Origin of the sequence: Nocardioides sp. GY 10127 (assembly GCF_004919085.1) — a bacterium.
Taxonomy (GTDB): Bacteria; Actinomycetota; Actinomycetes; order Propionibacteriales; family Nocardioidaceae; genus Nocardioides.
Genome location: NZ_STGL01000006.1, coordinates 209,539 through 229,701, shown reverse-complemented (window position 1 = coordinate 229,701; position 20,163 = coordinate 209,539). Strand labels below are relative to the sequence as shown.

Here is a 20,163-nt window from a genome sequence, read left to right as displayed (position 1 = left end):
GGAGCCGGGAGGTGCGCGCGATGACGAGCATCGACGACGTCGCCCGCGAGTGCGGTGTCTCCACCGCCACGGTCTCCCGCGCACTGCGCGGCCTCCCGCGGGTCTCCGAGGACACCCGGGCGCGCGTCCTCGAGGCGGCCGTCAAGCTCGGCTACGTGCCCTCGCCGCACGCGGTGGGCCTGGCCAGCGGCGGCCGCACCCGCACCGTCGCCGTGGTCGTCCCGTTCGTGACCCGCTGGTACTTCTCCACCATCCTCCTCGGCGCCGAGCAGGAGCTGCGGCGCCACGACCACGACCTCGCCCTCTACAACCTCGGCGGCGACCCCCAGGCCCGCGAGCGGGTGCTGGGCTCCGAGCTGCTCACCAAGCGCGTGGACGCGCTGATCATCGTCGGCATCGAGCCCACCGCCACCGAGCAGCGCCGGCTCGCCCGCCCGGGGCGCACGGTGGTCACCGTCGGCCTGCGGGTGCCGCACTGGCCGAGCGTGAGCATCGACGACGAGGACGTCGCGGTGCAGGCCACGCGCCACCTGCTCGAGCTCGGGCACACCCGGATCGCCTACGTCGGCGGGCTCAAGGACGAGGGCCTCGACTTCACCACCCCGCGGCTGCGTCTGCGCGGCTACCGGCGGGCGCTGAGCGAGGCCGGGCTCGCCCACGACCCGCGGCTCGAGGTGGACGGTGGGTTCACCAGCGAGGGCGGCATCCACGCCTGGGACGAGCTGGCCGCGCTGGACGAGCCGCCGACGGCCGTGTTCGCGGCCTCCGACGAGATGGCCATCGGCGTGCTGCACCGGGCGCGGGAGCGCGGGCTGTCGGTGCCGGGGGACCTCTCGGTGATCGGTATCGACGACCACGAGATGTCCCGGTTCATGGACCTCACGACGCTGCGCCAGCCCGTCGTCCAGCAGGGCCGGATCGCAGCCCGGCAGGCGCTGCACCTGCTCTCCGCGAGCATCGACGACGACGTGCCCGAGCACGTGAGCGTGCCGACCGAGCTGGTCGTGCGCGGCACCACCGGCCCGCGGCGTCCCTGAGGGGGGCGTCAGGAGCCGCGGAGCAGCCGGTCGCCCAGGTCGGTGCGCTGGTAGAGGACGTGGCGCCCGTGCCGGGCGGAGGCGAGGAGCCCCGCGGCCCGCAGCGCGCGCAGGTGCTGGTTGACCGCCGAGGTCGTCACCCCGGAGCGCAGCGCCAGCTCCGAGGACGAGGCGGGCTCGGCGAGCGCGACGAGGAGCTCGGTCCGCGCGTGGCCCAGCAGCGCCGCCAGCTCGGGGTGCTCGCCCTCGTCCAGCTGGCGCGCCCGCTCGCCCTCCCACAGCGTCCCCACGCCCCGCGCGGGGTACATGATGAGCGGCTCCTCGTCCTTGCCGAGCGGGAAGGTGACCCGCACGAGGAACGTGCTGGGGGCGAGCGTCAGGCCGCGGCCGGACGTCGCGCGGGTCGCGTCGCGGCGCATGCTGAGCCGGACCTGCACGAGGTCGCCCTCGAGCCGGACCTGCGGGCTGAGGTCGTCGAACACCGCCGCGAGCCCGCCGTGCGCGAGCCTGCGGCCGCGGTGGACCACGTCGGCGTCGAGCACCGTGCGCAGGCGCGGCCACCAGGGCTCCAGGCAGACCCGGGCGTACTCGGCGAGGGCGGCCACGATGCGGTCGCGCACGACCCGGGGCTCGCCACGCAGCGCAGGCGGGAGTCCGTCGCGGTGGACCTCGGCGAGGTCCTCCGCGACCACCGCGGGGTCGACGTGGGCCAGCGCCTCGAGCTGCTCGTCGAGGCGGGTGAGCGGTGAGGCGGGGTGCGGGGTGATGAAGTCCGGCAGCGAGAGGCGCTCGTTGACCAGCCCGAGGAGCACCTCTTCGTCCAGGCCCTGGCGCAGCGGCGCCGTCCGCTGGAGCCACGGCAGGTGCAGCGGGTAGAGCCCGGGCTCGTGCCACGTGCGCAGCGACAGCGCGGCCTCGCCCAGCGGGGAGACCGCGAACCGGACCGAGGCCAGGTCGGTGCCGTCGAGCCGGTAGGTGAGCATGAAGCAGGACGCTACATCGGTGGCGGGTTCTCCGCGGTGCTGTCAGACAGGGAGCGTGAACCGACCTGCCCCCGCGCGGCTCCTCGCCGGGCCCCTCCACCGGCTGATGCCCGGCCTCGTCGGCGAGCCCGTGGAGCGCGCCCTCAGCCTGGCCACCGCCTCGTGGGCCCTGGCGAACGGGCTGTTCTACAGCGTCAGCGCCCTGTACTTCACCCAGGTCGTGGGCCTGTCCGCCGCGACGGTCGGGTGGGGCCTGTCGGTCGCGGGCGGTGTCGGCGTCCTGTGCTCGTTGGCGGGCGGACGGCTCGCCGACCGCGTCCCCGCCGACCGCATCCTCCAGGCCGCCGGCGTCGTCCAGGCGCTCGCGCTGCTGGCCTACGCCGCGGCCGACGGCCCCTGGTCCTTCGTGCTCATCGCCTGCCTGGTCTCGGGCGCGCGCAGCGTCCAGGGCTCGGCGAAGCAGGCGCTGCTCGCGCAGTGGTTCACCGGACGCGACCGGGTGGCCGTGCGCGCCCGGATGCACGTCGTCACCAACGTCGCCATCGGGCTCGGCACCGTGCTGGCGGGCGGGGCCCTCCTCGTCGGGACGCCGGCCGCCTACCGCGCCACGATCCTGCTGGTCGGGGCGCTGGCGCTGCTGGCCGTCGCCCCGCTCGTGGGCCTGCGGCGGCGCGAGCCCCGGCTGCTCGGGGTGCTCGGCGGGCGGGCCGCCGACGTGCCCGCCGAAGCCCCCGCCGCCCGGCGCGGTCCCTCGCCGCTGCGCGACCGCACCTACCTCGCGGTCGTGCTGCTGACCTCGCTCATGGCGCTGCAGTTCGGCCTGCAGAGCGTGGTCGTGCCGCTGTGGATCGCGGAGCGCACCAGCGCGCCGCACGTGATGGTCTCGGCGGTGCTGGTGGTCAACACCGTGCTCGTCGCGCTCACCCAGGTGCGCGTCTCGGCGGGCACCGAGGACGTCCGGGTCTCAGCCCGGGCCGTGCGCCGGGCCGGCTGGCTGCTGCTCGCCGCCTGCCTGGTGTTCCCGCTCTCCGGGATCGGCGACCTGCCGGTCACCGCGGTCGTGGCGGTGCTGCTGCTGGCCGCCGTCATCGCCACCCTCGGCGAGGTGTGGGGCGAGGCGGGTGCCTGGGGGCTCACCTTCGAGCTGGCCGACCCGCGTGCGGCCGGCGCCTACCAGGGTGTGAGCCAGACCGGCTACGCGCTGGCCTCGATGCTCGCGCCCGGCCTGCTCACCAGCGTGGTGCTGGGGCACGGCGCGCCCGGCTGGGCCGTCGTCGGGCTCGGGTTCGCGCTGGCGGGGTCGGCGGCCGTCGTCCTGGCGGACCGTGCGGCGCCGCGGGCACGACGCCTGCGCGAGGCGGTGACGGCCTCGTGATCCGGGTGCTCACCGACGAGTGGTGGATGCGCTGGGTGACCGGGGAGCTGGAGGTCTCGGCGCTCGGCCTGCGGGGTGGATCAGTGCAGGGTTCAGAGCAGGGTTCAGCGCAGGGCGTACGTGGCCAGGGAGACGCCGACGTAGTGGCTGACGAAGGCCAGCACGGTGAAGCTGTGGAAGACCTCGTGGAACCCGAACCAGCGGGGCGAGGGGTTCGGGCGCTTCACGCCGTAGACGACGCCGCCGATCGTGTAGAGCGCGCCGCCGGTGCAGATGAGCACGAAGACGGCGATGCCGATCCCCAGGCCGAGGTTCACCGCGCCGTTGAAGAAGCCGGGCAGGAAGAAGATCGCGGCCCAGCCCAGGGCGATGTAGATCGGCGTGTACAGCCAGCGCGGCGCGTGGCTCCAGAAGATGCGGAACGCCACGCCCAGCACGGCGCCGCCCCACACCACTGAGAGCAGGACGGTGCGCTGCGTGCCCTCCAGGAGGATGAGCGCGAAGGGCGTGTAGGTGCCCGCGATGAGCACGAAGATGTTGGAGTGGTCGAAGCGGCGCAGGAACGCCCAGACCCGGGGCGACCAGGTGCCCGTGTGGTAGATCGCCGACACGCTGAACAGGATCAGCGCCGAGCCGGTGAACACGGCGGAGCCGACCTTCGTGAGGGTGTCGGGGGAGAGCGCGATGAGCACGATGCCGGCCGCCAGGGTCAGCGGGGCGATGCCCAGGTGCAGCCAGCCGCGCAGGCGCGGCTTGATCTCGGCCTTGATGCCCGAGAGCGAGCCCTGGAGCGAGTCGACTCCGGCGCGGACGGACGGCAGGGGGGAGTTCATATTCCAAACGTAGCGGCCTGGTGCACGTCGTCCAGCGCCTTCGGCGCGTCTCCGGTCACATGAGTTACCCACGAGTAGGTATCCGGGACCGGCCTTCCTCGCACCGGGAGACGCGTGTGGCCCTACTCTTGCTGCTCGTGGGTCAGGTCAGGCGTGCGCTGCGACGGGTGCTCTACCCGATGTACGAGGCGCGGCTCGTGCGTCACCTCCCGGACAACCTCCCGCGCCACATCGGCGTGATGCTGGACGGCAACCGCCGCTGGGCCAAGGCCGTCGGCCAGTCCACGGCGCACGGCCACCGGGCCGGGGCGGCCAACATCGAGCCGCTGCTCGGCTGGTGCGACGAGGTCGGCATCGAGGTCGTCACGCTGTGGCTGCTGTCCACCGACAACCTCAACCGGCCGGCCGCCGAGCTCGAGCCGCTGCTGGAGATCATCGCCGACGCCGTCGACTCCCTCGCCGACACCGGCAGGTGGCGGCTCAACCCCGTGGGCGCCGTCGACCTGCTGCCCGACGCCCTGGCCGAGCGGCTCAAGGGCGCGGCCGAGGCGACCCGCGACGTCGACGGGATGCTCGTCAACGTCGCTGTCGGCTACGGCGGGCGCCAGGAGATCGCGGACGCCGTGCGCTCGCTGCTCGCCGAGGGCGCCCGGCGCGGCGCCAGCCTGGAGGACCTGGCGCGCGAGGTCGACATCGACGCCATCTCCTCCCACCTCTACACGCGCGGCCAGCCCGACCCGGACCTCGTGATCCGGACGTCGGGGGAGCAGCGCCTCGGCGGCTTCCTGCTGTGGCAGTCGGCGACCTCGGAGTTCTACTTCTGCGAGGCCTACTGGCCGGACTTCCGGCGGGTGGACTTCCTCCGGGCGATCCGCAGCTACGCGCTGCGCGAGCGCCGCTTCGGGTCCTGACGCCGGAGATCGTCCGTTCGTCGTCGCGGGCGTGTCTGCCGGGTCACGCGCGGCCCGGTCTCGTGTCGGGCGCGTAAACAATCGCGGAAGCGTCCGGTACCGGACCCGCGTGTCGCCACGGAGAAGGGCCTCGCGGGGCTAATTTCCCGGCATCGGCAGGTGGGGAAGCCTGCCGAACCTGGAGGCCCGATCGTGATCACTCGCGACTGCACCGCACGGCAGGCGGACACGCCCTGCCGCGCGATCGGAGGCGGGCACTCCCGCTTTCGGGCATCCCGGTCCAACCGTGTGAGCTAGGGCCGGGGCGGAGAGTGCCTGCGTCGGTCCACTGAGGGGTAAACCGTGCCGGACCAGGCCATGCAGTCGCAGCAGTCCCCCCGCCCGACCACCGCCACCGAGGCGGCCGACGGCACCGCGACGAGCACCCGCAGCACCCGACGACCTCGCCGGCGCAAGCCGAGCGTCCGCACCTACGTGCTGGACACGAGCGTGCTCCTCGCCGACCCGGCGGCCATCCGCCGGTTCGCCGAGCACGAGGTCGTCCTGCCCGTCGTCGTCATCACCGAGCTCGAGGGCAAGCGTCACCACCCCGAGCTGGGCTTCTTCGCCCGTGCCGCGCTGCGCATGCTCGACGAGCTGCGCGTGGAGCACGGCCGGCTGGACACCCCCGTGCCCGTCGGCGACGAGGGCGGCTCGGTCCGGGTCGAGCTCAACCACATCGACCCCACCTGCCTGCCGTCCGGCTTCCGCCTCGGCGACAACGACACCCGCATCCTGGCCGTCGCGAAGAACCTCGCCTCCGAGGGCGCGGACGTCACGCTGGTCTCCAAGGACATGCCGCTGCGCATCAAGGCCTCCGCCGTGGGCCTGGACGCGGAGGAGTACCGGGCCGAGGCGATCTCGGAGTCCGACACCGGCTACTCGGGCATGAGCGAGCTCGACGTCGCCGCCACCGTCCTCGACGACCTCTACGACTCCGGCGTGGCCGACCTGGACGAGGCGCGCGACCTGCCGTGCCACCAGGGCCTGCGGCTGATGTCGGACCGGGGCAGCGCGCTGGCCCGCGTCGGCGCGGACAAGCGGGTGCACCTGGTGCGGGGCGACCGGGAGGCGTTCGGCATCCACGGACGCAGCGCCGAGCAGCGGATCGCGCTGGAGCACCTGCTCGACCCCGAGATCGGCATCGTCTCCCTCGGCGGGCGCGCCGGCACCGGGAAGTCGGCGATGGCGCTGTGCGCCGGGCTCGAGGCGGTCCTCGAGCGTCGTCAGCACTCCAAGGTCGTCATCTTCCGCCCGCTGTTCGCCGTCGGTGGCCAGGAGCTCGGCTACCTGCCCGGCTCGGAGTCGGAGAAGATGTCGCCCTGGGCGCAGGCCGTCTTCGACACCCTCTCGGCCATGACCACCCCGGACGTCATCGACGAGATCGTCGACCGGGGGATGCTCGAGGTCCTGCCGCTCACCCACATCCGCGGGCGCTCGCTGCACGACGCGTTCGTGATCGTGGACGAGGCGCAGTCGCTGGAGCGCAACGTGCTGCTCACCGTCCTGTCCCGGATGGGGGCCAACTCGAAGGTCGTCCTCACCCATGACGTCGCCCAGCGTGACAACCTGCGCGTCGGCCGGCACGACGGCGTGGTGGCCGTCATCGACAAGCTCAAGGGGCACCCGCTGTTCGCCCACGTCACCCTCACCCGTTCCGAGCGCTCGCCCATCGCGGCGCTCGTCACGGAGATGCTGGAGAACGTCACGCTCTGAGCCGGCTCCGGCGCCACTGACCGGGAGCCCCCGCACCGCGACGACTTGCGCAGACGTCGTGGGCGGGGGCTCCTCGCTGTGTCTGGGGGCGGCTGTTGCGTTCGGTCCTCGTGGCGACGAGGACCGAACCCCGCCCGAGCTGCGGGTCTCGTTGTGTTTGCGCTGCTCAGGAGGCTGTCTTCGGGGCGGCTGCTGCGTTCGGTCCTCGTGGCGACGAGGACCGAATGATTCCGGCCGGCTGCGGGCGCGTGCTGGGCGGGCTGGGGGCGGCCGGGTGGGCGCTGTGTGCGGTCCGGCGTGCTCCGTGAGGACCGAACCCCGGCCCAGCTGCGGCTCTCGTTGTGTTTGCGCTGGTCAGGCGGCTGTGTGCGGTGCGGCTGCTGCGTTCGGTCCTCGTGGCGACGAGGACCGAACGCTCGCGGCCGGCTGTGGGCGCGTGCTGGGCGAGTTGCGGCCGACTATCGGGGTGCGCGTGCGGTCGGGCGTGCTCCGTGAGGACCGAACGCCGGCCCAGCTGCGGCTCGCCCCGCGTTTGCGCTGCTCAGGCGGCTGCCTCCACCCCGGCTGTTGCGTTCGGTCCTCGTGCCCACGAGGACCGAACGCCCCAGCCGGCACCGGGGCACTCGCAGCCCGCCGCAGCAACACCGGCCGAGCCGCGGCAGCACCACCGGCCGAGCCGCGGCAGCACCACCGGCCGAGCGCCGGCGGCACCACCGGCCGAGCGCCGGCGGCGCCCCGGCCGAGCGGCCGGGCGCCACCGGCCGCACCAACGACAGCGCCACTGCCAGAACCACCGCCGCGACGACACGTAGGCAGCAGGGGGAGGGTGAACAGGGTCGTGCCAGCGCGAGCAAGGTCGTGCCAGCACGACACCCGATCGGGGTGAAAGTCGGCATCGGGGGCAGTCTCGTGTGACGTGTGTGATTACTGAGGCGTATGGGTCGTTGAACGTGAAAGTTCTGCACAAGGAACCCGTGTTCGGTTTGTCTGGCCACCGGCCGTCATGCATGGTGGCTCACGGACGGGTCACGTCAACGCTTGCTCTGAGACCGCCCCCGACCGCATCCCTGTACTGCCCGAGCACGAGGTGGACGCCCCCGCGCCGCCCCTGACCCTTACCCGGACCCGCCCTTGTCTAAGCACCGCCAGCCCGGCCGCCGCCGTCGCACCCCCGACGCGCCGGCGACCCCGCAGCCCGTCGCCACCGCGAAGCACGCGGCCCGGCACGCTGCGCCGCGGACGCCGTCGCCGCTCGCCCAGGCGCCCAAGCTCGCCGTGCGGACCACCGTCGTGGTCTCCGCGCTGGCGGTGGGTGCCACCGGCACGGTCGTGGCGGGTGGCGTGGTCGTGGGCGAGGCCGCTCCGACGGCGGTCGCGGACTCGGCGGACTCGGCCATCTCGCTCACGGCGGCGGACCTGCTCACCGGGGTCGAGGCCACCACGGCGGCCGAGACCGACACCGACCGGGAGACCGTCTCGCGCAGCGCCGACCGACGCGACGCGACGGACCAGACGAAGGTGGCCCTGCTCTCCGCGGACGGCGAGGCCGTCACGAAGTCGGAGGACTCCTCCGACGACGACCCGCGCGAGATCGCCGAGGCCATGCTCTCCAGCTACGGCTGGGACTCCTCGCAGTTCACCTGCCTGGACTCGCTGTGGACCAAGGAGTCGGGCTGGCAGGTCGACGCCGACAACCCGACGTCCAGCGCCTACGGCATCCCGCAGGCCCTGCCCGGCGACAAGATGGCCACGGTCGGCGCCGACTGGCAGACCAACCCGGTCACCCAGATCACCTGGGGCCTGAACTACATCCAGGCCAGCTACGGCAGCCCCTGCTCCGCCTGGGCGCACAGCCAGGCCTACAACTGGTACTGAGCCGACAGGCTCCGCCGCGTCGGACGCGTCACAGACGCCTCCGGCCGTCCCTGGCAGCATCCGGGACATGACCGACCAGGACACCTCCGCCCCGTTCGAGTGCGAGATCGCCGCCCGGGTGCGTGACGTCAACCTCGAGGGCCACGCCGACAACGTCGAGCTCGTCCGGGTCCTCGACGAGGCGCGGTTCCGCTTCCTGCGGTTCGCCCCGCTCGTCTCCGCCGACGGCGTGCCGTTCACCGGCGTCATGGCCGCGGCCCCGGGGCACGTCACCGAGCTCGTGGCGGCCCACCACGTGGAGTACCGCGCCGAGGTGCCGCTGGACCCGAACCGGCCCTACCTCGTCTCGCTGCGGGTCAGCCGCGTCGGCGGTTCCTCGCTGGACGTCGGGCTCGAGCTGCGGCTGGCCCCCGACGCGGACCCGTGCGTGCTCGCCGAGACGACCGTCGTCCTGCTCGACACCACCACCGGCCGCCCGTGGGCGATGGACGACGACCTCCGCGCCGTCCTGTCCGCCTACGCCGGGACGCCGGTGCCGCTCCGGGGGCGCTGAGCCGCCCGGTCGCCCCTGCGGGCGCTCACGGGTGGGTCATCGACTCCACGTCGAGGGCGGTGTCGAGCTCGTCGATGGTGAGGACGCCGCGGTCGACGAAACCCATCGCCACGACGGTGTCGCGGATCGTCGCACCGTCCGCGAGGGCCTTCTTCGCCACCGCCGCGGCGTCCTCGTAGCCGAGGTGCTTGTTGAGCGGGGTGACGACGCTGGGGGAGGACTCGGCGTAGGCGCGCATCCGGTCGGCGTTCGCGGTGATGCCGTCGACGCAGCGGGTCGCCAGGAGACGCGAGGACGCTGCCAGCAGCCGCGCGGACTCCAGGACGTTGCGGGCCAGCACCGGCATCGCGACGTTGAGCTCGAAGGCGCCGCTGGCCCCGGCCGCCGTGACGGCCGCGTCGTTGCCGATCACCTGGAAGCAGACCATGAGCGTGGCCTCCGGCAGCACCGGGTTCACCTTGCCCGGCATGATGCTCGACCCGGGCTGGAGGTCGGGCAGGTGGATCTCGGCCAGGCCCGTCGTGGGGCCCGACGACATCCAGCGCAGGTCGTTGCAGATCTTGGTCAGCCCGACGGCGATCGTGCGCAGCACCCCGGAGAGCTCGACGAGCGAGTCCCGGGTGCCCTGCGCCTCGAAGTGGTTGCGGGCCTCGGTGAACGGCTGGCCGGTGCGCTCGCCGAGCACCTCGATCACGCGCGCGGCGAACCCGCGCGGGGTGTTGATGCCGGTGCCGACCGCGGTCCCGCCCAGCGGCAGCTCGCGCACCCGCGGCAGCACGGACCCGAGCCGCTCGGCCGCGTACCGCACCGTGGCGGCGTAGCCGGAGAACTCCTGCCCGAGCGTCACCGGGGTGGCGTCCATGAGGTGCGTGCGGCCGGACTTCACCAGCCCGGCGAACTCCTCCGCCTTCGCCTCCAGGCTCGTCGCGAGGACGTCGAGGGCGGGCAGCAGCTGCTCGGTCACCGTGACGGCGGCGGCCACGTGGATCGCGGTGGGGAAGGTGTCGTTGCTCGACTGGCTGGCGTTGACGTGGTCGTTGGGGTGCACCTCGACCCCGGCGCGCAGCGCCAGCGACGCGATCACCTCGTTGGCGTTCATGTTGGACGAGGTCCCCGAACCGGTCTGGAAGACGTCGATGGGGAACGCGGCGTCGTGGTCCCCGGCGGCCACGGCGCCCGCGGCGTCCTGGATCGCGGCGCCGGCCTCGGGGGTGAGGACGCCGAGCTCGACGTTGACCCGGGCAGCGGCGGCCTTCACGTGCCCGATGGCGTGGATCAGCGCCGGCTCGATCGGCGTGCCGGAGATCGGGAAGTTCTCGACCGCACGCTGGGTCTGGGCCCGCCACAGGGCGTCCCGCGGGACGAGGACCTCGCCCATGCTGTCGTGCTCTGTCCGGAACCCGCCGTCGCCGCTGTCCATACAGGTATCGACGCCTGACGACCGCGTGACATTCCGTGCCCGGGCCCCCGGAGGGGTGGGCGGGCCGACGCGGAGGCGGGATACCGGGGTGCCATGCCCACACCCCAGGAACGCGACGAGATGCTCGCCGAGCAGCGCACGGACGCCGAGGCCGACGGCCAGGTCTCCGAGGTCGGCGCCCTCGACCCCGCCGACGCCGACACCCCGATCAGCGACGACCAGTCCGTCGCCGGACAGCCCGACGGCGAGTCGGGAACGGTGGACGAGGGCCCGACCGGGCCCAACTCCCGAGCCGGCTCCGACAGGAACTAGAGCCGATAGGAACCAGAGCCGACAGGAGCCGGCGTCGGGTCCTACTCCTTCGAGCGGACCCGGATGCCGGTGAGCGGCACGGTCACGGCGCCGGAGGGGTCGGTGAAGAAGTCGTTGCCCTTGTCGTCCACGACGATGAACGCGGGGAAGTCCTCGACCTCGATCTTCCACACCGCCTCCATGCCGAGCTCGGGGTACTCCAGGACCTCGACGGACTTGATGCAGTCCTGCGCCAGCCGGGCGGCCGGGCCGCCGATGGAGCCGAGGTAGAAGCCGCCGAACTCCTCGCACGCCTCGGTGACCTGCTTGGAGCGGTTGCCCTTGGCGAGCATCACCATCGAGCCGCCGGCGGCCTGGAAGGACTTCACGTAGGAGTCCATCCGCCCGGCGGTGGTCGGGCCGAACGAGCCGGACGCGTAGCCCTCGGGCGTCTTGGCCGGGCCGGCGTAGTAGACGGCGTGGTCCTTCAGGTACTGCGGCATGTCCTCGCCGGCGTCCAGTCGCTCCTGGATCTTGGCGTGGGCGATGTCGCGGGCCACCACCAGCGGGCCGGTGAGCGAGAGGCGCGTCTTCACCGGGTGCGCGGAGAGGGTCTCGAGGATCTCCGACATCGGCCGGTTGAGGTCGATGCGCACCACGTCGGCGTCGTCCGCGGGCTGGGTGGTGCCGGTGGCCGGGAGGTACTTGGCGGGGTCGGTCTCGAGCTGCTCGAGGAACACGCCCTCGGCCGTGATCTTGCCCAGCGCCTGGCGGTCGGCGGAGCAGGAGACCGCGATCGCGACGGGGCAGGAGGCGCCGTGGCGGGGCAGGCGGACCACGCGGACGTCGTGGCAGAAGTACTTGCCACCGAACTGCGCGCCGATGCCGAAGTCCTGCGTCAGCTTGAAGACCTCCTCCTCGAGCTCGAGGTCGCGGAAGCCATGGGCGTCCATCGAGCCGGAGGTCGGCAGGTTGTCGAGGTAGTGCGCCGAGGCGTACTTCGCGGTCTTGAGGGCGAACTCCGCGCTCGTGCCGCCGATGACCACCGCCAGGTGGTACGGCGGGCAGGCGGCGGTGCCGAGCGAGCGCAGCTTCTCGTCGAGGAACTGCAGCATCCGCTTGGGGTTGAGGATCGCCTTCGTCTCCTGGAAGAGGAACGACTTGTTGGCCGAGCCGCCGCCCTTCGCCATGAAGAGGAACTTGTACTCCGGGCTCTTCCCGTCCTTCGCCGGCGTCGAGTAGAGCTCGATCTGGGCCGGCAGGTTCGAGCCGGTGTTCTTCTCCTGGTACGTCGTGATCGGCGCGAGCTGGGAGTAGCGCAGGTTCAGCTTCGTGTAGGCGTCGTACACGCCCTTGCTGACCCACTCCGCGTCGTCCGCGCCGGTGAGCACGCCCTCGGCCTTCTTGCCCATCACGATCGCCGTGCCCGTGTCCTGGCACATGGGCAGGACGCCGCCGGCGGAGATGTTGACGTTCTTGAGCAGGTCGAGCGCGACGAAGCGGTCGTTGCCGGACGCCTCGGGGTCGTCGAGGATCTTGCGCAACTGCGCGAGGTGGGTCGGTCGCAGGAAGTGCGCGATGTCGTGCATCGCCTCCGCCGTGAGGCGCTGGATCGCCTCCGGGTCGACCTTGAGGAAGGTCTGCCCGTCGACCTCGACGGTGCTGACCCCCTCGGTCGTGATCAGCCGGTAGGGCGTGTCGTCCTTGCCGGTCGGGAGCAGGTCGGAGTAACGGAACTCAGCGTCGGCCACGATCAGCCACGATAGTCCTCGTCGCGGTGGGTGCGGTGGCGTGGGTCTCACGTCTCGACCAGCACCTGCCTGCGCGCGGCGCTCGGAGTTCCTAGGGTGGACGCATGGAGCAGCCGCCCGAGGTCCCCACCGAGCCCGTACGGGACGCCGCGGCGCACCTGCGCGTCGGCGATGCCGAGCGGCACGAGGTCGCCGAGCACCTGCGGCAGGCCGCGGGGGAGGGGCGCCTCGACCTGGACGAGCTGGAGCAGCGGCTGGAGGCCTGCTTCGCCGCCCGGACCTACGGCGAGCTCACCGAGCTGGTGGTGGACCTGCCGCCGCTGGGCGCGTCGCTGCCGGCTGTCCTGCCGCCCGCGGTGCCGGCCCCGGCCGGGACCGCCGACGCGTGGCCCTCCACCGAGGTGCGGCAGCGCTCCGGCTCGCTGGTGATGTTCTCCGGCCTCGAGCGCCGCGGCACCTGGACGCCCGCCCTGCGCACCACCGTCGTCGCCGTCTGGGGTGGCGCGGAGATCGACCTCCGCGAGGCCCGGTGGCCCAGCGACCGGCTCGAGATCAGCGCCCACGCGGTGATGGGCGGGGTGCACGTCGTGGTCGGCCCCGAGGTCGACGTCGTGATGGAGGGGATGGGCGTCATGGGCGCGCACGCCGGCCCGCGCAGCGGCCCGGTGGACGTGCCCGGTCGGCCCCGAAGGACGCTCCGGGTCTCCGGGTTCGCGCTGTGGGGAGCGGTGCAGGTCGAGCGCAAGCCCCTGCGAGCCGAGCCCGGCCCCGGGCAGCGCCGGCCGCGCTGACCTGCCCGGAGCGTCCGGGATCGTGCCCGTTCCCCGCCCGAGGACGCCGCGCCGTCCCCGATGAGGGGTGCGGACTCGGGCCGCGCGGTCTAGGGTGTGGCCTGCGCCACGTGAGTGGCGTCACTCCCTTTACGACGGATCGTCCGGCACGTGCCTGCCGGTGAAGGAGCAATTTGTCATGGCATCTGTGCGTTTCGAGAAGGCCCAGCGCTGGTACCCCGGTGCGGACAGCCCCGCTGTCCCCGGGATCGACCTGGAGATCAACGACGGCGAGTTCATGGTGCTCGTCGGCCCCTCCGGCTGCGGCAAGTCCACGACCCTCCGCATGCTCGCGGGCCTGGAGGAGGTGAACTCCGGACGCATCCTCATCGGCGACCGGGAGATCACCCACACCCCGCCCAAGGACCGCGACATCGCGATGGTCTTCCAGAACTACGCCCTGTACCCCCACATGACCGTGGCCGAGAACATGGGTTTCGCCCTGAAGATGGCCAAGGTGCCCACCGAGGAGCGCACCAAGCGCGTCGAGGAGGCCGCCAAGATGCTGGGCCTCACCGAGTTCCTCGGCCGCAAGCCGAAGGCCCTCTCCGGTGGTCAGCGCCAGCGCGTCGCCATGGGCCGCGCGATCGTCCGCCAGCCGCAGGTCTTCTGCATGGACGAGCCGCTGTCGAACCTGGACGCCAAGATGCGCGTGCAGACCCGTACGGACATCGCCAAGCTCCAGGCCGACCTGGGCATCACCACCGTCTACGTCACCCACGACCAGGTCGAGGCCATGACGATGGGCGACCGCGTGGCCGTCATGAAGCTGGGCGAGCTCCAGCAGTGCGACACCCCGCTGAAGCTCTACGACAAGCCGGCCAACCTCTTCGTGGCGGGCTTCATCGGCTCCCCGCAGATGAACCTGATCGAGGCCGTCGCCAAGGACGGGACCGCCTACATCGGCGACTACGCCGTGCCGGTCGACCCCGCCGCCGAGAAGAAGATGAACGGCGAGATCACCATCGGCGTCCGTCCCGAGAACTGGCGCATCGTCGGCCCCGGCGAGGGCATGCCGCTGAAGATCACCGTCGTCGAGGAGCTCGGCGCCGACAACTACCTCTACGGCACCAGCGACGTCCCCGGTGTCCCGAGCACGGTCATCGTGCGGATCTCTGGTCGTGACCACGCCCGCAAGGGCGAGACCATCCACGTCACCACCGACCCGCACCACGTGCACGTCTTCGACACGACCACCGGCGCGCGCCTCTCCGACTGAGCTGACCAGCCTGGTTCGACGCCACCCGGTCGTCGTGACGCACGAGGGCCCGGAGCCGCACGGCTCCGGGCCCTCGTGACGTTCCCGGGGCGGGTAGGCCCCGGCCCCGTCGGTTCAGGCCGGGTGCGGGGCGTCGGCCCGGTCGGCGGTCCGGCGCAGCGCGTCGACGACGAAGCCGAAGAGGGGCAGGGGGACGTCGTGCCCGACCCCCTCCACGAGCACGAGCTCGGCGCCGGGCACGGCGCCGGCGGTGGCGCGGCCGCCGGAGACGTGCACCATCTTGTCGGCGAGGCCGTGGACGACGGTCGTGGGCAGGCAGAGCCGGCGGAGCTCGGGCTCGCGGTTCGGCGCCTGGAGCACGGCGATCATCTGGCGCACCGTGCCGGCCCGGTTCACGCCGTGGTCCCAGGTGTCCTCGGCCCGGCGGGCCAGCGCGTCGTCGTCGAGGCGGTAGGCGGGGGAGCCGGTCAGCCGCCACGTCCGCACGCTCTGGCGGACGTAGGAGGCGCGGTCGGCGTCCGAGGTGCTGCGATCGGCGCGGGTGTCGGTGAGCAGCGGCAGGAGCAGCGAGGGGTGCTGCCAGCCGACGCCGCGGCGGCCGGTGGTCGACATGATGGACGCCAGGCTCCAGACCCGCTCGGGGGCGTCGATGGCGACGCGCTGGGCGATCATGCCGCCCATCGAGATGCCCGCCACGTGGGCCGCCGGCAGGTCGAGGTGGTCGAGCAGGGCCACGGCGTCCGCGGCCATGTCGCCGAGCGTGTAGGGCGCCCTGGTGGGCAGTCCGAGGAAGGCGCGGACGACGTCGGAGCGGCGGGCGGGGGCGTCGACCGCGGAGGAGCGGCCGGTGTCGCGGTTGTCGAAGCGGACGACGAAGAAGCCGCGCCGGGCGAGCATCCGGCACATCCGCTCGTCCCACCAGGTCATGGGGGCTCCGAGGCCCATGACCAGCAGCAGCGGCTCGCCGGTGCGCTCCCCGAAGGTCTGGTAGCACAGCTCGAGGCCGTCGCGGATCGGCGCCATCGCCGGGCCCGAGGTGGGGACGTCGTCGGCCGGGTGGCCGTCGGGGTCCAGCGCGGGGGAGTCCAGCGCGGAGGAGCCCAGCCCGGAGGAGCCCAGCCCGGAGGGGGCCGCGGGGGCGGACGCTGCTGTCGGCGGCGGCACGGGGCCGGGGGAGACCATGCCCACCAGTGAACCCGAGGTCTCCGCGGGCGGATCTTCACAAACGTTTTCTGTGGGCCACCTCACAGGGGGAGGTGGACGGCCGTACTGTAGGAATGTGACCCACGCCTCATCACTGCTGCTGCCGGAGGGCTTCGCCCGCCCCGGTGTCACGGCGGTGCTGCGCGAGCGTCACCTGCTGCGCGAGGGCGCGCACGCCGTCGCCGGCGAGGTCGGCGCCCACGCCCGCGAGCGGGCCACCCGGCTCCCGCTGGCCCGGCGCTGGGCCCCCACGCAGGACGGCGGCGACGACCCCGTCCTCCTCGTGCCCGGGTTCCTGTGCGGCGACTACACCCTGCTGCCCCTGCACCGCTCGCTGCGGCGCGCGGGCTGGCGCACCTACCGCTCCGGGATCGCGGCGAACGTCGGCTGCACCGCCGAGATGGCCACCCTCGTCGAGCGTCGCCTCGAGGACGTCGCGGAGCGCACCGGCTCCCGCGTCCAGCTGGTCGGCCACAGCCTCGGCGGGATGCTGGCCCGCGGCGTCGCGGCCGCCCGTCCCGACCTCGTCTCCGGCCTCACGACCCTGGGCAGCCCCGTGCTGGCGCCCGGTGCCCACCACCTGGCGCTCAGCGTGTCGATCGCCGCGCTGGTGGGGCTCAACGCCGCGGGCGTGGAGACCGTGATGGGCCACGACTGCGTGCGCGGGGCCTGCGCCGAGTCGTCGTTCGAGGACTCGCGGGCAGCCCTGGCCGCGGACGTCCCGCACACCTGCGTCTACAGCCGCGGAGACGGCATCGTCGCCTGGCAGGCCTGCATCGACCCCGAGGCGCACGCCGCGGTCGAGGTCGAGGGCACCCACCTCGGGATGGGCGTGAGCCCCCTGGTCGCCGGCGTGGTGCGCGAGGCGCTGGCCCGGCACCGCACCCTGGTCGAGGACGCGCCGCTGGCCGACGTCCTCCCCTTCGAGCAGACGGCCTGACCCCGGCCCGATCCCGACCCTGAGACGGCCGGAGCCCCGGCCCCGCTGGCGGGGGTCGGGGCTCCGGAGCGCGCCCTGGAGGGCGGGCTGGGCTGGCTGGACGAGGACTCAACGCTGCCCAGCGGTCTGTCCGTTCGGTCCTCGTAGCCACGAGGACCCAACCCGAACACCGGCCCCGCAGCACCACGCTGACCTGCACCGATGCGCAGACCCACCGCCCCGAGGGCCGTTCGGTCCTCGTGGGCACGAGGACCGAACGGTGCCGACTCAGTTGGAGGGCTCAGCCCTGGAAGTCGAAGTCGATCGCCGAGTAGGCGGCCAGCTTGGCGAGCTGGTGCTGCGACTCGATCTGGCGGATCGTGCCCGAGCGCGAGCGCATGACCAGCGACTGGGTGGAGACCCCGCCGGGGAAGTAGCGGACGCCGCGGAGGAGCTCGCCGTCGGTGATGCCGGTGGCGACGAAGAAGCAGTCGTCGCCGGTGACGAGGGTGTCGGTGTCGAGCACCTGGTCGAGGTCCAGCCCGGCCTCGAGCGCCTTCTCGCGCTCCTCGAGGTCCTTGGGGCGGAGCTTGCCCTGGATCGTGCCGCCCATGGCCTTCATCGCGCAGGCGGTGATGACGCCCTCCGGGGTGCCGCCGATGCCGAGCAGCAGGTCGACGGAGGAGTCGGGGCGGCAGGTGAGGATGGAGCCCGCGACGTCACCGTCGGAGATGAACTTGATCATCGCGCCGGTCGCGCGGATCTTCTCGGCGAGCTGGTCGTGGCGGGGGCGGTCGAGGACGCAGACCGTGACGTCCTTGGGCGTCTTGCCCTTGGCCTTGGCGACCGCGTGGATGTTGTCTTCCACGGAGGCGCGGATGTCGACGACGCCCGCGGCCTCGGGGCCGGTGACGAGCTTGTCCATGTAGAAGACGGCGGACGGGTCGTACATCGAGCCGCGCGGGGCGACGGCGAGCACGGAGACGGCGTTGGTCATGCCCTTCGCGCACAGCGTGGTGCCGTCGATCGGGTCGACGGCGACGTCGCACTCGGGGCCGCTGCCGTCGCCGACGTGCTCGCCGTTGAACAGCATGGGGGCGTTGTCCTTCTCGCCCTCGCCGATGACGACGACGCCGTCCATGGCGACGGTGGAGATGAGTACCCGCATGGCGTTGACGGCCACGCCGTCCGCGCCGTTCTTGTCACCGCGGCCGACCCAGCGGCCGGCGGCCATGGCGGCCGCCTCGGTGACCCGCACCAGCTCCAGGGCGAGGTTGCGGTCGGGGGACTCGGGGGCGACAGTCAAGGTGGCCGGCTCGGTCATGGCCGCATGGTAGCCGCGGTGACGGCGGTCTCCTTGACACTGAGCCAGATCTCACTCCCGGCTGAGACGAGCAGCCGCTCCGCACTGGTCGGCGTCACGTCCGCGAGCAGGCTCGCGCCGTCGGTGGTCTCGACCAGTACGCGGACCACCCCGCCGGTGCGGGTCACGCCCCGCACGGTGCCCCGCCAGCGCAGCCGCGCCGACGAGCGCGGCTCCTCGGGGTCGAGGACCACAGCCGAGGGCGGGAACGTGAGGACCTCGCCCTCCCCGGTGCCGTCGGCGGCCGAGGGGCGGTGGACGACGTTGAGCCCGACGAGCCGCCCGACGTGCTCGCTCGTGGGCGCGGCCGCGACGGCGTGCGGCTCGCCCGTCTGCACGACCCGGCCGGCCTCGAGGACCACGACGGTGTCGGCCAGCGTGAGCGCGTCCACGGGGTCGTGGGTGACGAGCAGGGTGACCGTGCCGCGCTCGGCCGCCGCCCGCGCCAGGTGGCTGACGAGCTCGCCGCGCAGCGCGGCCGCGACCGTGACGTCCAGCCCCGCGAACGGCTCGTCGAGGAGGAGCAGGTCCGGCGCGGTGACCAGCGCCCGGGCCACGGCCACCCGCCGGGCCTGGCCGCCCGAGAGCTGCGCGGGGCGGCGGTCGGCCAGGTGGCCCACCCCGAGGCGCGCGAGCCAGTCGGCCGCCTCCGCCCGGGCGCGGCGGCGCGGCACGCCGCGGGCGCGCGGTCCGAACGCGACGTTCTCCAGCGCGGAGAGGTGGCCGAAGAGGCCGGCGTCCTGGGGGACGAGGCCGACGCGGCGCTCGGGCACCGTGAGCCGGGTGAGGTCGCGGCCGGCGACGCGCAGCGTGCCGTCAGCGGGGACCGTGCCGGCCAGGGCGCCCAGGAGCGAGGACTTGCCGGCGCCGTTGGGTCCGACCACCGCCACGACGCTGCCCGCAGCCACGTCCAGGCGGGCCGTGACGCGCCCCGGCACCGTCAGGTCGGCGGCCAGGCCCGCGGCGCTGGTGTCGGCGCTGGTGCTGGTGCTGCCGCCGGTGCCGCCGGTGTCGTCCGTCGGGGCGGTCATCGCCCGCCCCCGCGCAGCGGGTCGAGCCAGCGGTGCCGCAGCCCGGCCAGCACGGCCACGGACACGGCCAGCAGCACCAGGGCGAGGGCCTTCGCGTCGTCCGCGTCGGCCTGGAGCGCGACGTAGATGAGCGAGGGCATCGTCTGGGTGGTGCCGGGGAAGTTGCCGGCGAAGGTGATGGTGGCGCCGAACTCGCCCAGGCTGCGGGCCCAGGCCAGGACGCTGCCGGCGACGATCCCCGGCAGCGCCAGCGGCAGCAGGACGCGCCGGAACGCGTACCAGCGCGACGCGCCCAGCGTCGCCGCGACCGCGTCGTGCTGCTCGCCCGCGGCGCGCAGCGCGGCCTCGACGCTGAGCACGTAGAACGGCAGCGAGCAGAAGACGTGCGCCACCACGACCCCGGCGGTCGTGTACGGCAGCGTGATCCCGGTGAGCTCGCGCAGCGGCTCGCCGACGAGGCCGGTGCGGCCGAACGCGCTGGCCAGCGCCACGCCGGCGACGACCGGGGGCAGCACCAGCGGGACCGTCACCAGGGCCCGCAGGACCGCGAGCCCCGGCGCCTGGACGCGTGCCAGCACCCACGCCAGCGGGGTGCCGAGGAGCAGGCAGGCCACGACGGTGACCAGCGACGTCCCGATCGACAGGGCGAGCGCCTGCGCCACCGCGGAGGAGGCGAGGCGCTCGCCCATCGTCGACCAGGGGGCGGACGCGACGAGCGCCACGAGCGGCACGACCACCAGCGCCGAGGCGAGGACCGCCGGCACCAGCAGGACGACGGGCGGGCGGCCCAGCCGCACGGGCGCGGTCACGCGGG

At 73.4% G+C, this 20,163-nt stretch carries 18 protein-coding genes; 10 read left to right on the top strand and 8 right to left on the bottom strand.

Annotated features, from left to right (window positions below; all coding sequences use genetic code 11):
- The first annotated feature begins 20 nt into the window (after window positions 1–20).
- Window positions 21–1,037 carry a LacI family DNA-binding transcriptional regulator gene (locus E8D37_RS11160; RefSeq protein ID WP_136569844.1) on the top strand — a complete coding sequence of 339 codons (1,017 nt, stop codon included), beginning with the start codon at window positions 21–23 and terminating at the stop codon, window positions 1,035–1,037.
- Window positions 1,038–1,045: 8 nt separating this feature from the next.
- Here E8D37_RS11160 and E8D37_RS11155 read toward each other — a convergent pair whose 3' ends face one another.
- Window positions 1,046–2,020 (bottom strand): DUF5937 family protein, encoded by a 975-nt coding sequence (locus E8D37_RS11155; protein WP_136569843.1) that lies wholly within the window; start codon window positions 2,018–2,020, stop codon window positions 1,046–1,048.
- A gap of 55 nt (window positions 2,021–2,075) precedes the next feature.
- Between E8D37_RS11155 and E8D37_RS11150 the strand changes: the two genes are divergently transcribed.
- Entirely contained in the window at window positions 2,076–3,395 is a 1,320-nt protein-coding gene (locus E8D37_RS11150) for an MFS transporter (protein WP_168929722.1), read from the top strand.
- A gap of 104 nt (window positions 3,396–3,499) precedes the next feature.
- On the opposite strand, the gene E8D37_RS11145 is transcribed toward E8D37_RS11150, so the two are convergent.
- Window positions 3,500–4,228, bottom strand: a complete 729-nt coding sequence (locus E8D37_RS11145; protein ID WP_136569841.1) for a hemolysin III family protein — start codon at window positions 4,226–4,228, stop codon at window positions 3,500–3,502.
- A gap of 137 nt (window positions 4,229–4,365) precedes the next feature.
- Between E8D37_RS11145 and E8D37_RS11140 the strand changes: the two genes are divergently transcribed.
- The 4 genes from E8D37_RS11140 to E8D37_RS11125 all read left to right on the top strand — a co-directional run bounded on the left by E8D37_RS11140 (window position 4,366) and on the right by E8D37_RS11125 (window position 9,322).
- The gene (locus E8D37_RS11140; protein WP_276606485.1) at window positions 4,366–5,139 is read left to right on the top strand and encodes an isoprenyl transferase; all 774 of its coding nucleotides are present in this window, start codon (window positions 4,366–4,368) and stop codon (window positions 5,137–5,139) included.
- Between the two features lie 342 nt (window positions 5,140–5,481).
- The gene (locus tag E8D37_RS11135) at window positions 5,482–6,894 is read left to right on the top strand and encodes a PhoH family protein (protein ID WP_240770356.1); all 1,413 of its coding nucleotides are present in this window, start codon (window positions 5,482–5,484) and stop codon (window positions 6,892–6,894) included.
- 1,131 nt (window positions 6,895–8,025) lie between these two features.
- Window positions 8,026–8,769: a lytic transglycosylase domain-containing protein gene (locus E8D37_RS11130; RefSeq protein ID WP_206055696.1), complete on the top strand. Its 744-nt coding sequence runs from the start codon at window positions 8,026–8,028 to the stop codon at window positions 8,767–8,769.
- Window positions 8,770–8,836: 67 nt separating this feature from the next.
- Entirely contained in the window at window positions 8,837–9,322 is a 486-nt protein-coding gene (locus E8D37_RS11125; RefSeq protein ID WP_136569839.1) for a thioesterase family protein, read from the top strand.
- A 25-nt stretch (window positions 9,323–9,347) separates the two neighbouring features.
- Here the strand turns inward: E8D37_RS11125 and E8D37_RS11120 are convergent, their stop codons facing one another.
- Window positions 9,348–10,742, bottom strand: coding sequence for a class II fumarate hydratase (locus E8D37_RS11120; protein WP_136569838.1), 1,395 nt, complete (start codon window positions 10,740–10,742; stop codon window positions 9,348–9,350).
- Window positions 10,743–10,835: 93 nt separating this feature from the next.
- Between E8D37_RS11120 and E8D37_RS11115 the strand changes: the two genes are divergently transcribed.
- Window positions 10,836–11,054 (top strand): hypothetical protein, encoded by a 219-nt coding sequence (locus E8D37_RS11115; RefSeq protein ID WP_136569837.1) that lies wholly within the window; start codon window positions 10,836–10,838, stop codon window positions 11,052–11,054.
- 41 nt (window positions 11,055–11,095) lie between these two features.
- Here E8D37_RS11115 and E8D37_RS11110 read toward each other — a convergent pair whose 3' ends face one another.
- Window positions 11,096–12,784: a fumarate hydratase gene (locus E8D37_RS11110; RefSeq protein WP_136569836.1), complete on the bottom strand. Its 1,689-nt coding sequence runs from the start codon at window positions 12,782–12,784 to the stop codon at window positions 11,096–11,098.
- Between the two features lie 104 nt (window positions 12,785–12,888).
- On the opposite strand from E8D37_RS11110, the gene E8D37_RS11105 reads away from it, so the two are divergent.
- Together E8D37_RS11105 and ugpC are read left to right on the top strand one after the other, a co-directional pair.
- Complete coding sequence (locus E8D37_RS11105) at window positions 12,889–13,575, top strand: DUF1707 domain-containing protein (RefSeq protein ID WP_136569835.1); 687 nt, start codon at window positions 12,889–12,891, stop codon at window positions 13,573–13,575.
- A 178-nt stretch (window positions 13,576–13,753) separates the two neighbouring features.
- Complete coding sequence (gene ugpC, locus E8D37_RS11100) at window positions 13,754–14,833, top strand: sn-glycerol-3-phosphate ABC transporter ATP-binding protein UgpC (protein WP_136569834.1); 1,080 nt, start codon at window positions 13,754–13,756, stop codon at window positions 14,831–14,833.
- A gap of 114 nt (window positions 14,834–14,947) precedes the next feature.
- Here the strand turns inward: ugpC and E8D37_RS11095 are convergent, their stop codons facing one another.
- Window positions 14,948–16,015 carry an alpha/beta fold hydrolase gene (locus tag E8D37_RS11095; RefSeq protein ID WP_240770354.1) on the bottom strand — a complete coding sequence of 356 codons (1,068 nt, stop codon included), beginning with the start codon at window positions 16,013–16,015 and terminating at the stop codon, window positions 14,948–14,950.
- A 97-nt stretch (window positions 16,016–16,112) separates the two neighbouring features.
- Here E8D37_RS11095 and E8D37_RS11090 point away from each other — a divergent pair, with 97 nt between their 5' ends.
- Window positions 16,113–16,976, top strand: a complete 864-nt coding sequence (locus tag E8D37_RS11090) for an alpha/beta fold hydrolase (protein ID WP_136569833.1) — start codon at window positions 16,113–16,115, stop codon at window positions 16,974–16,976.
- 280 nt (window positions 16,977–17,256) lie between these two features.
- Here the strand turns inward: E8D37_RS11090 and glpX are convergent, their stop codons facing one another.
- From glpX to modB, 3 genes are read right to left on the bottom strand one after another with little or no spacing between them, the layout of a single operon-like run.
- The gene (gene glpX, locus E8D37_RS11085) at window positions 17,257–18,279 is read right to left on the bottom strand and encodes a class II fructose-bisphosphatase (RefSeq protein ID WP_136569832.1); all 1,023 of its coding nucleotides are present in this window, start codon (window positions 18,277–18,279) and stop codon (window positions 17,257–17,259) included.
- Window positions 18,276–19,349 carry an ABC transporter ATP-binding protein gene (locus tag E8D37_RS11080; protein WP_136569831.1) on the bottom strand — a complete coding sequence of 358 codons (1,074 nt, stop codon included), beginning with the start codon at window positions 19,347–19,349 and terminating at the stop codon, window positions 18,276–18,278. Before E8D37_RS11080 ends, glpX begins: the two co-directional genes overlap by 4 nt.
- A complete protein-coding gene (gene modB / locus E8D37_RS11075; protein ID WP_240770353.1) occupies window positions 19,346–20,158 on the bottom strand; it encodes a molybdate ABC transporter permease subunit in 813 nt (270 codons plus the stop codon). Before modB ends, E8D37_RS11080 begins: the two co-directional genes overlap by 4 nt.
- Between the last annotated feature and the right edge of the window lie 5 nt (window positions 20,159–20,163).

Coding starts and splice junctions, on each gene's coding strand:
- E8D37_RS11160 (WP_136569844.1), top strand. CDS start 21: ATGACGAGCATCGACGACGTCGCCCGCGAGTGCGGTGTCTCCACCGCC.
- E8D37_RS11155 (WP_136569843.1), bottom strand. CDS start 2,020: ATGCTCACCTACCGGCTCGACGGCACCGACCTGGCCTCGGTCCGGTTC.
- E8D37_RS11145 (WP_136569841.1), bottom strand. CDS start 4,228: ATGAACTCCCCCCTGCCGTCCGTCCGCGCCGGAGTCGACTCGCTCCAG.
- E8D37_RS11125 (WP_136569839.1), top strand. CDS start 8,837: ATGACCGACCAGGACACCTCCGCCCCGTTCGAGTGCGAGATCGCCGCC.
- E8D37_RS11120 (WP_136569838.1), bottom strand. CDS start 10,742: ATGGACAGCGGCGACGGCGGGTTCCGGACAGAGCACGACAGCATGGGC.
- E8D37_RS11115 (WP_136569837.1), top strand. CDS start 10,836: ATGCCCACACCCCAGGAACGCGACGAGATGCTCGCCGAGCAGCGCACG.
- E8D37_RS11105 (WP_136569835.1), top strand. CDS start 12,889: ATGGAGCAGCCGCCCGAGGTCCCCACCGAGCCCGTACGGGACGCCGCG.
- ugpC (WP_136569834.1), top strand. CDS start 13,754: ATGGCATCTGTGCGTTTCGAGAAGGCCCAGCGCTGGTACCCCGGTGCG.
- E8D37_RS11095 (WP_240770354.1), bottom strand. CDS start 16,015: ATGGTCTCCCCCGGCCCCGTGCCGCCGCCGACAGCAGCGTCCGCCCCC.
- glpX (WP_136569832.1), bottom strand. CDS start 18,279: ATGACCGAGCCGGCCACCTTGACTGTCGCCCCCGAGTCCCCCGACCGC.
- E8D37_RS11080 (WP_136569831.1), bottom strand. CDS start 19,349: ATGACCGCCCCGACGGACGACACCGGCGGCACCGGCGGCAGCACCAGC.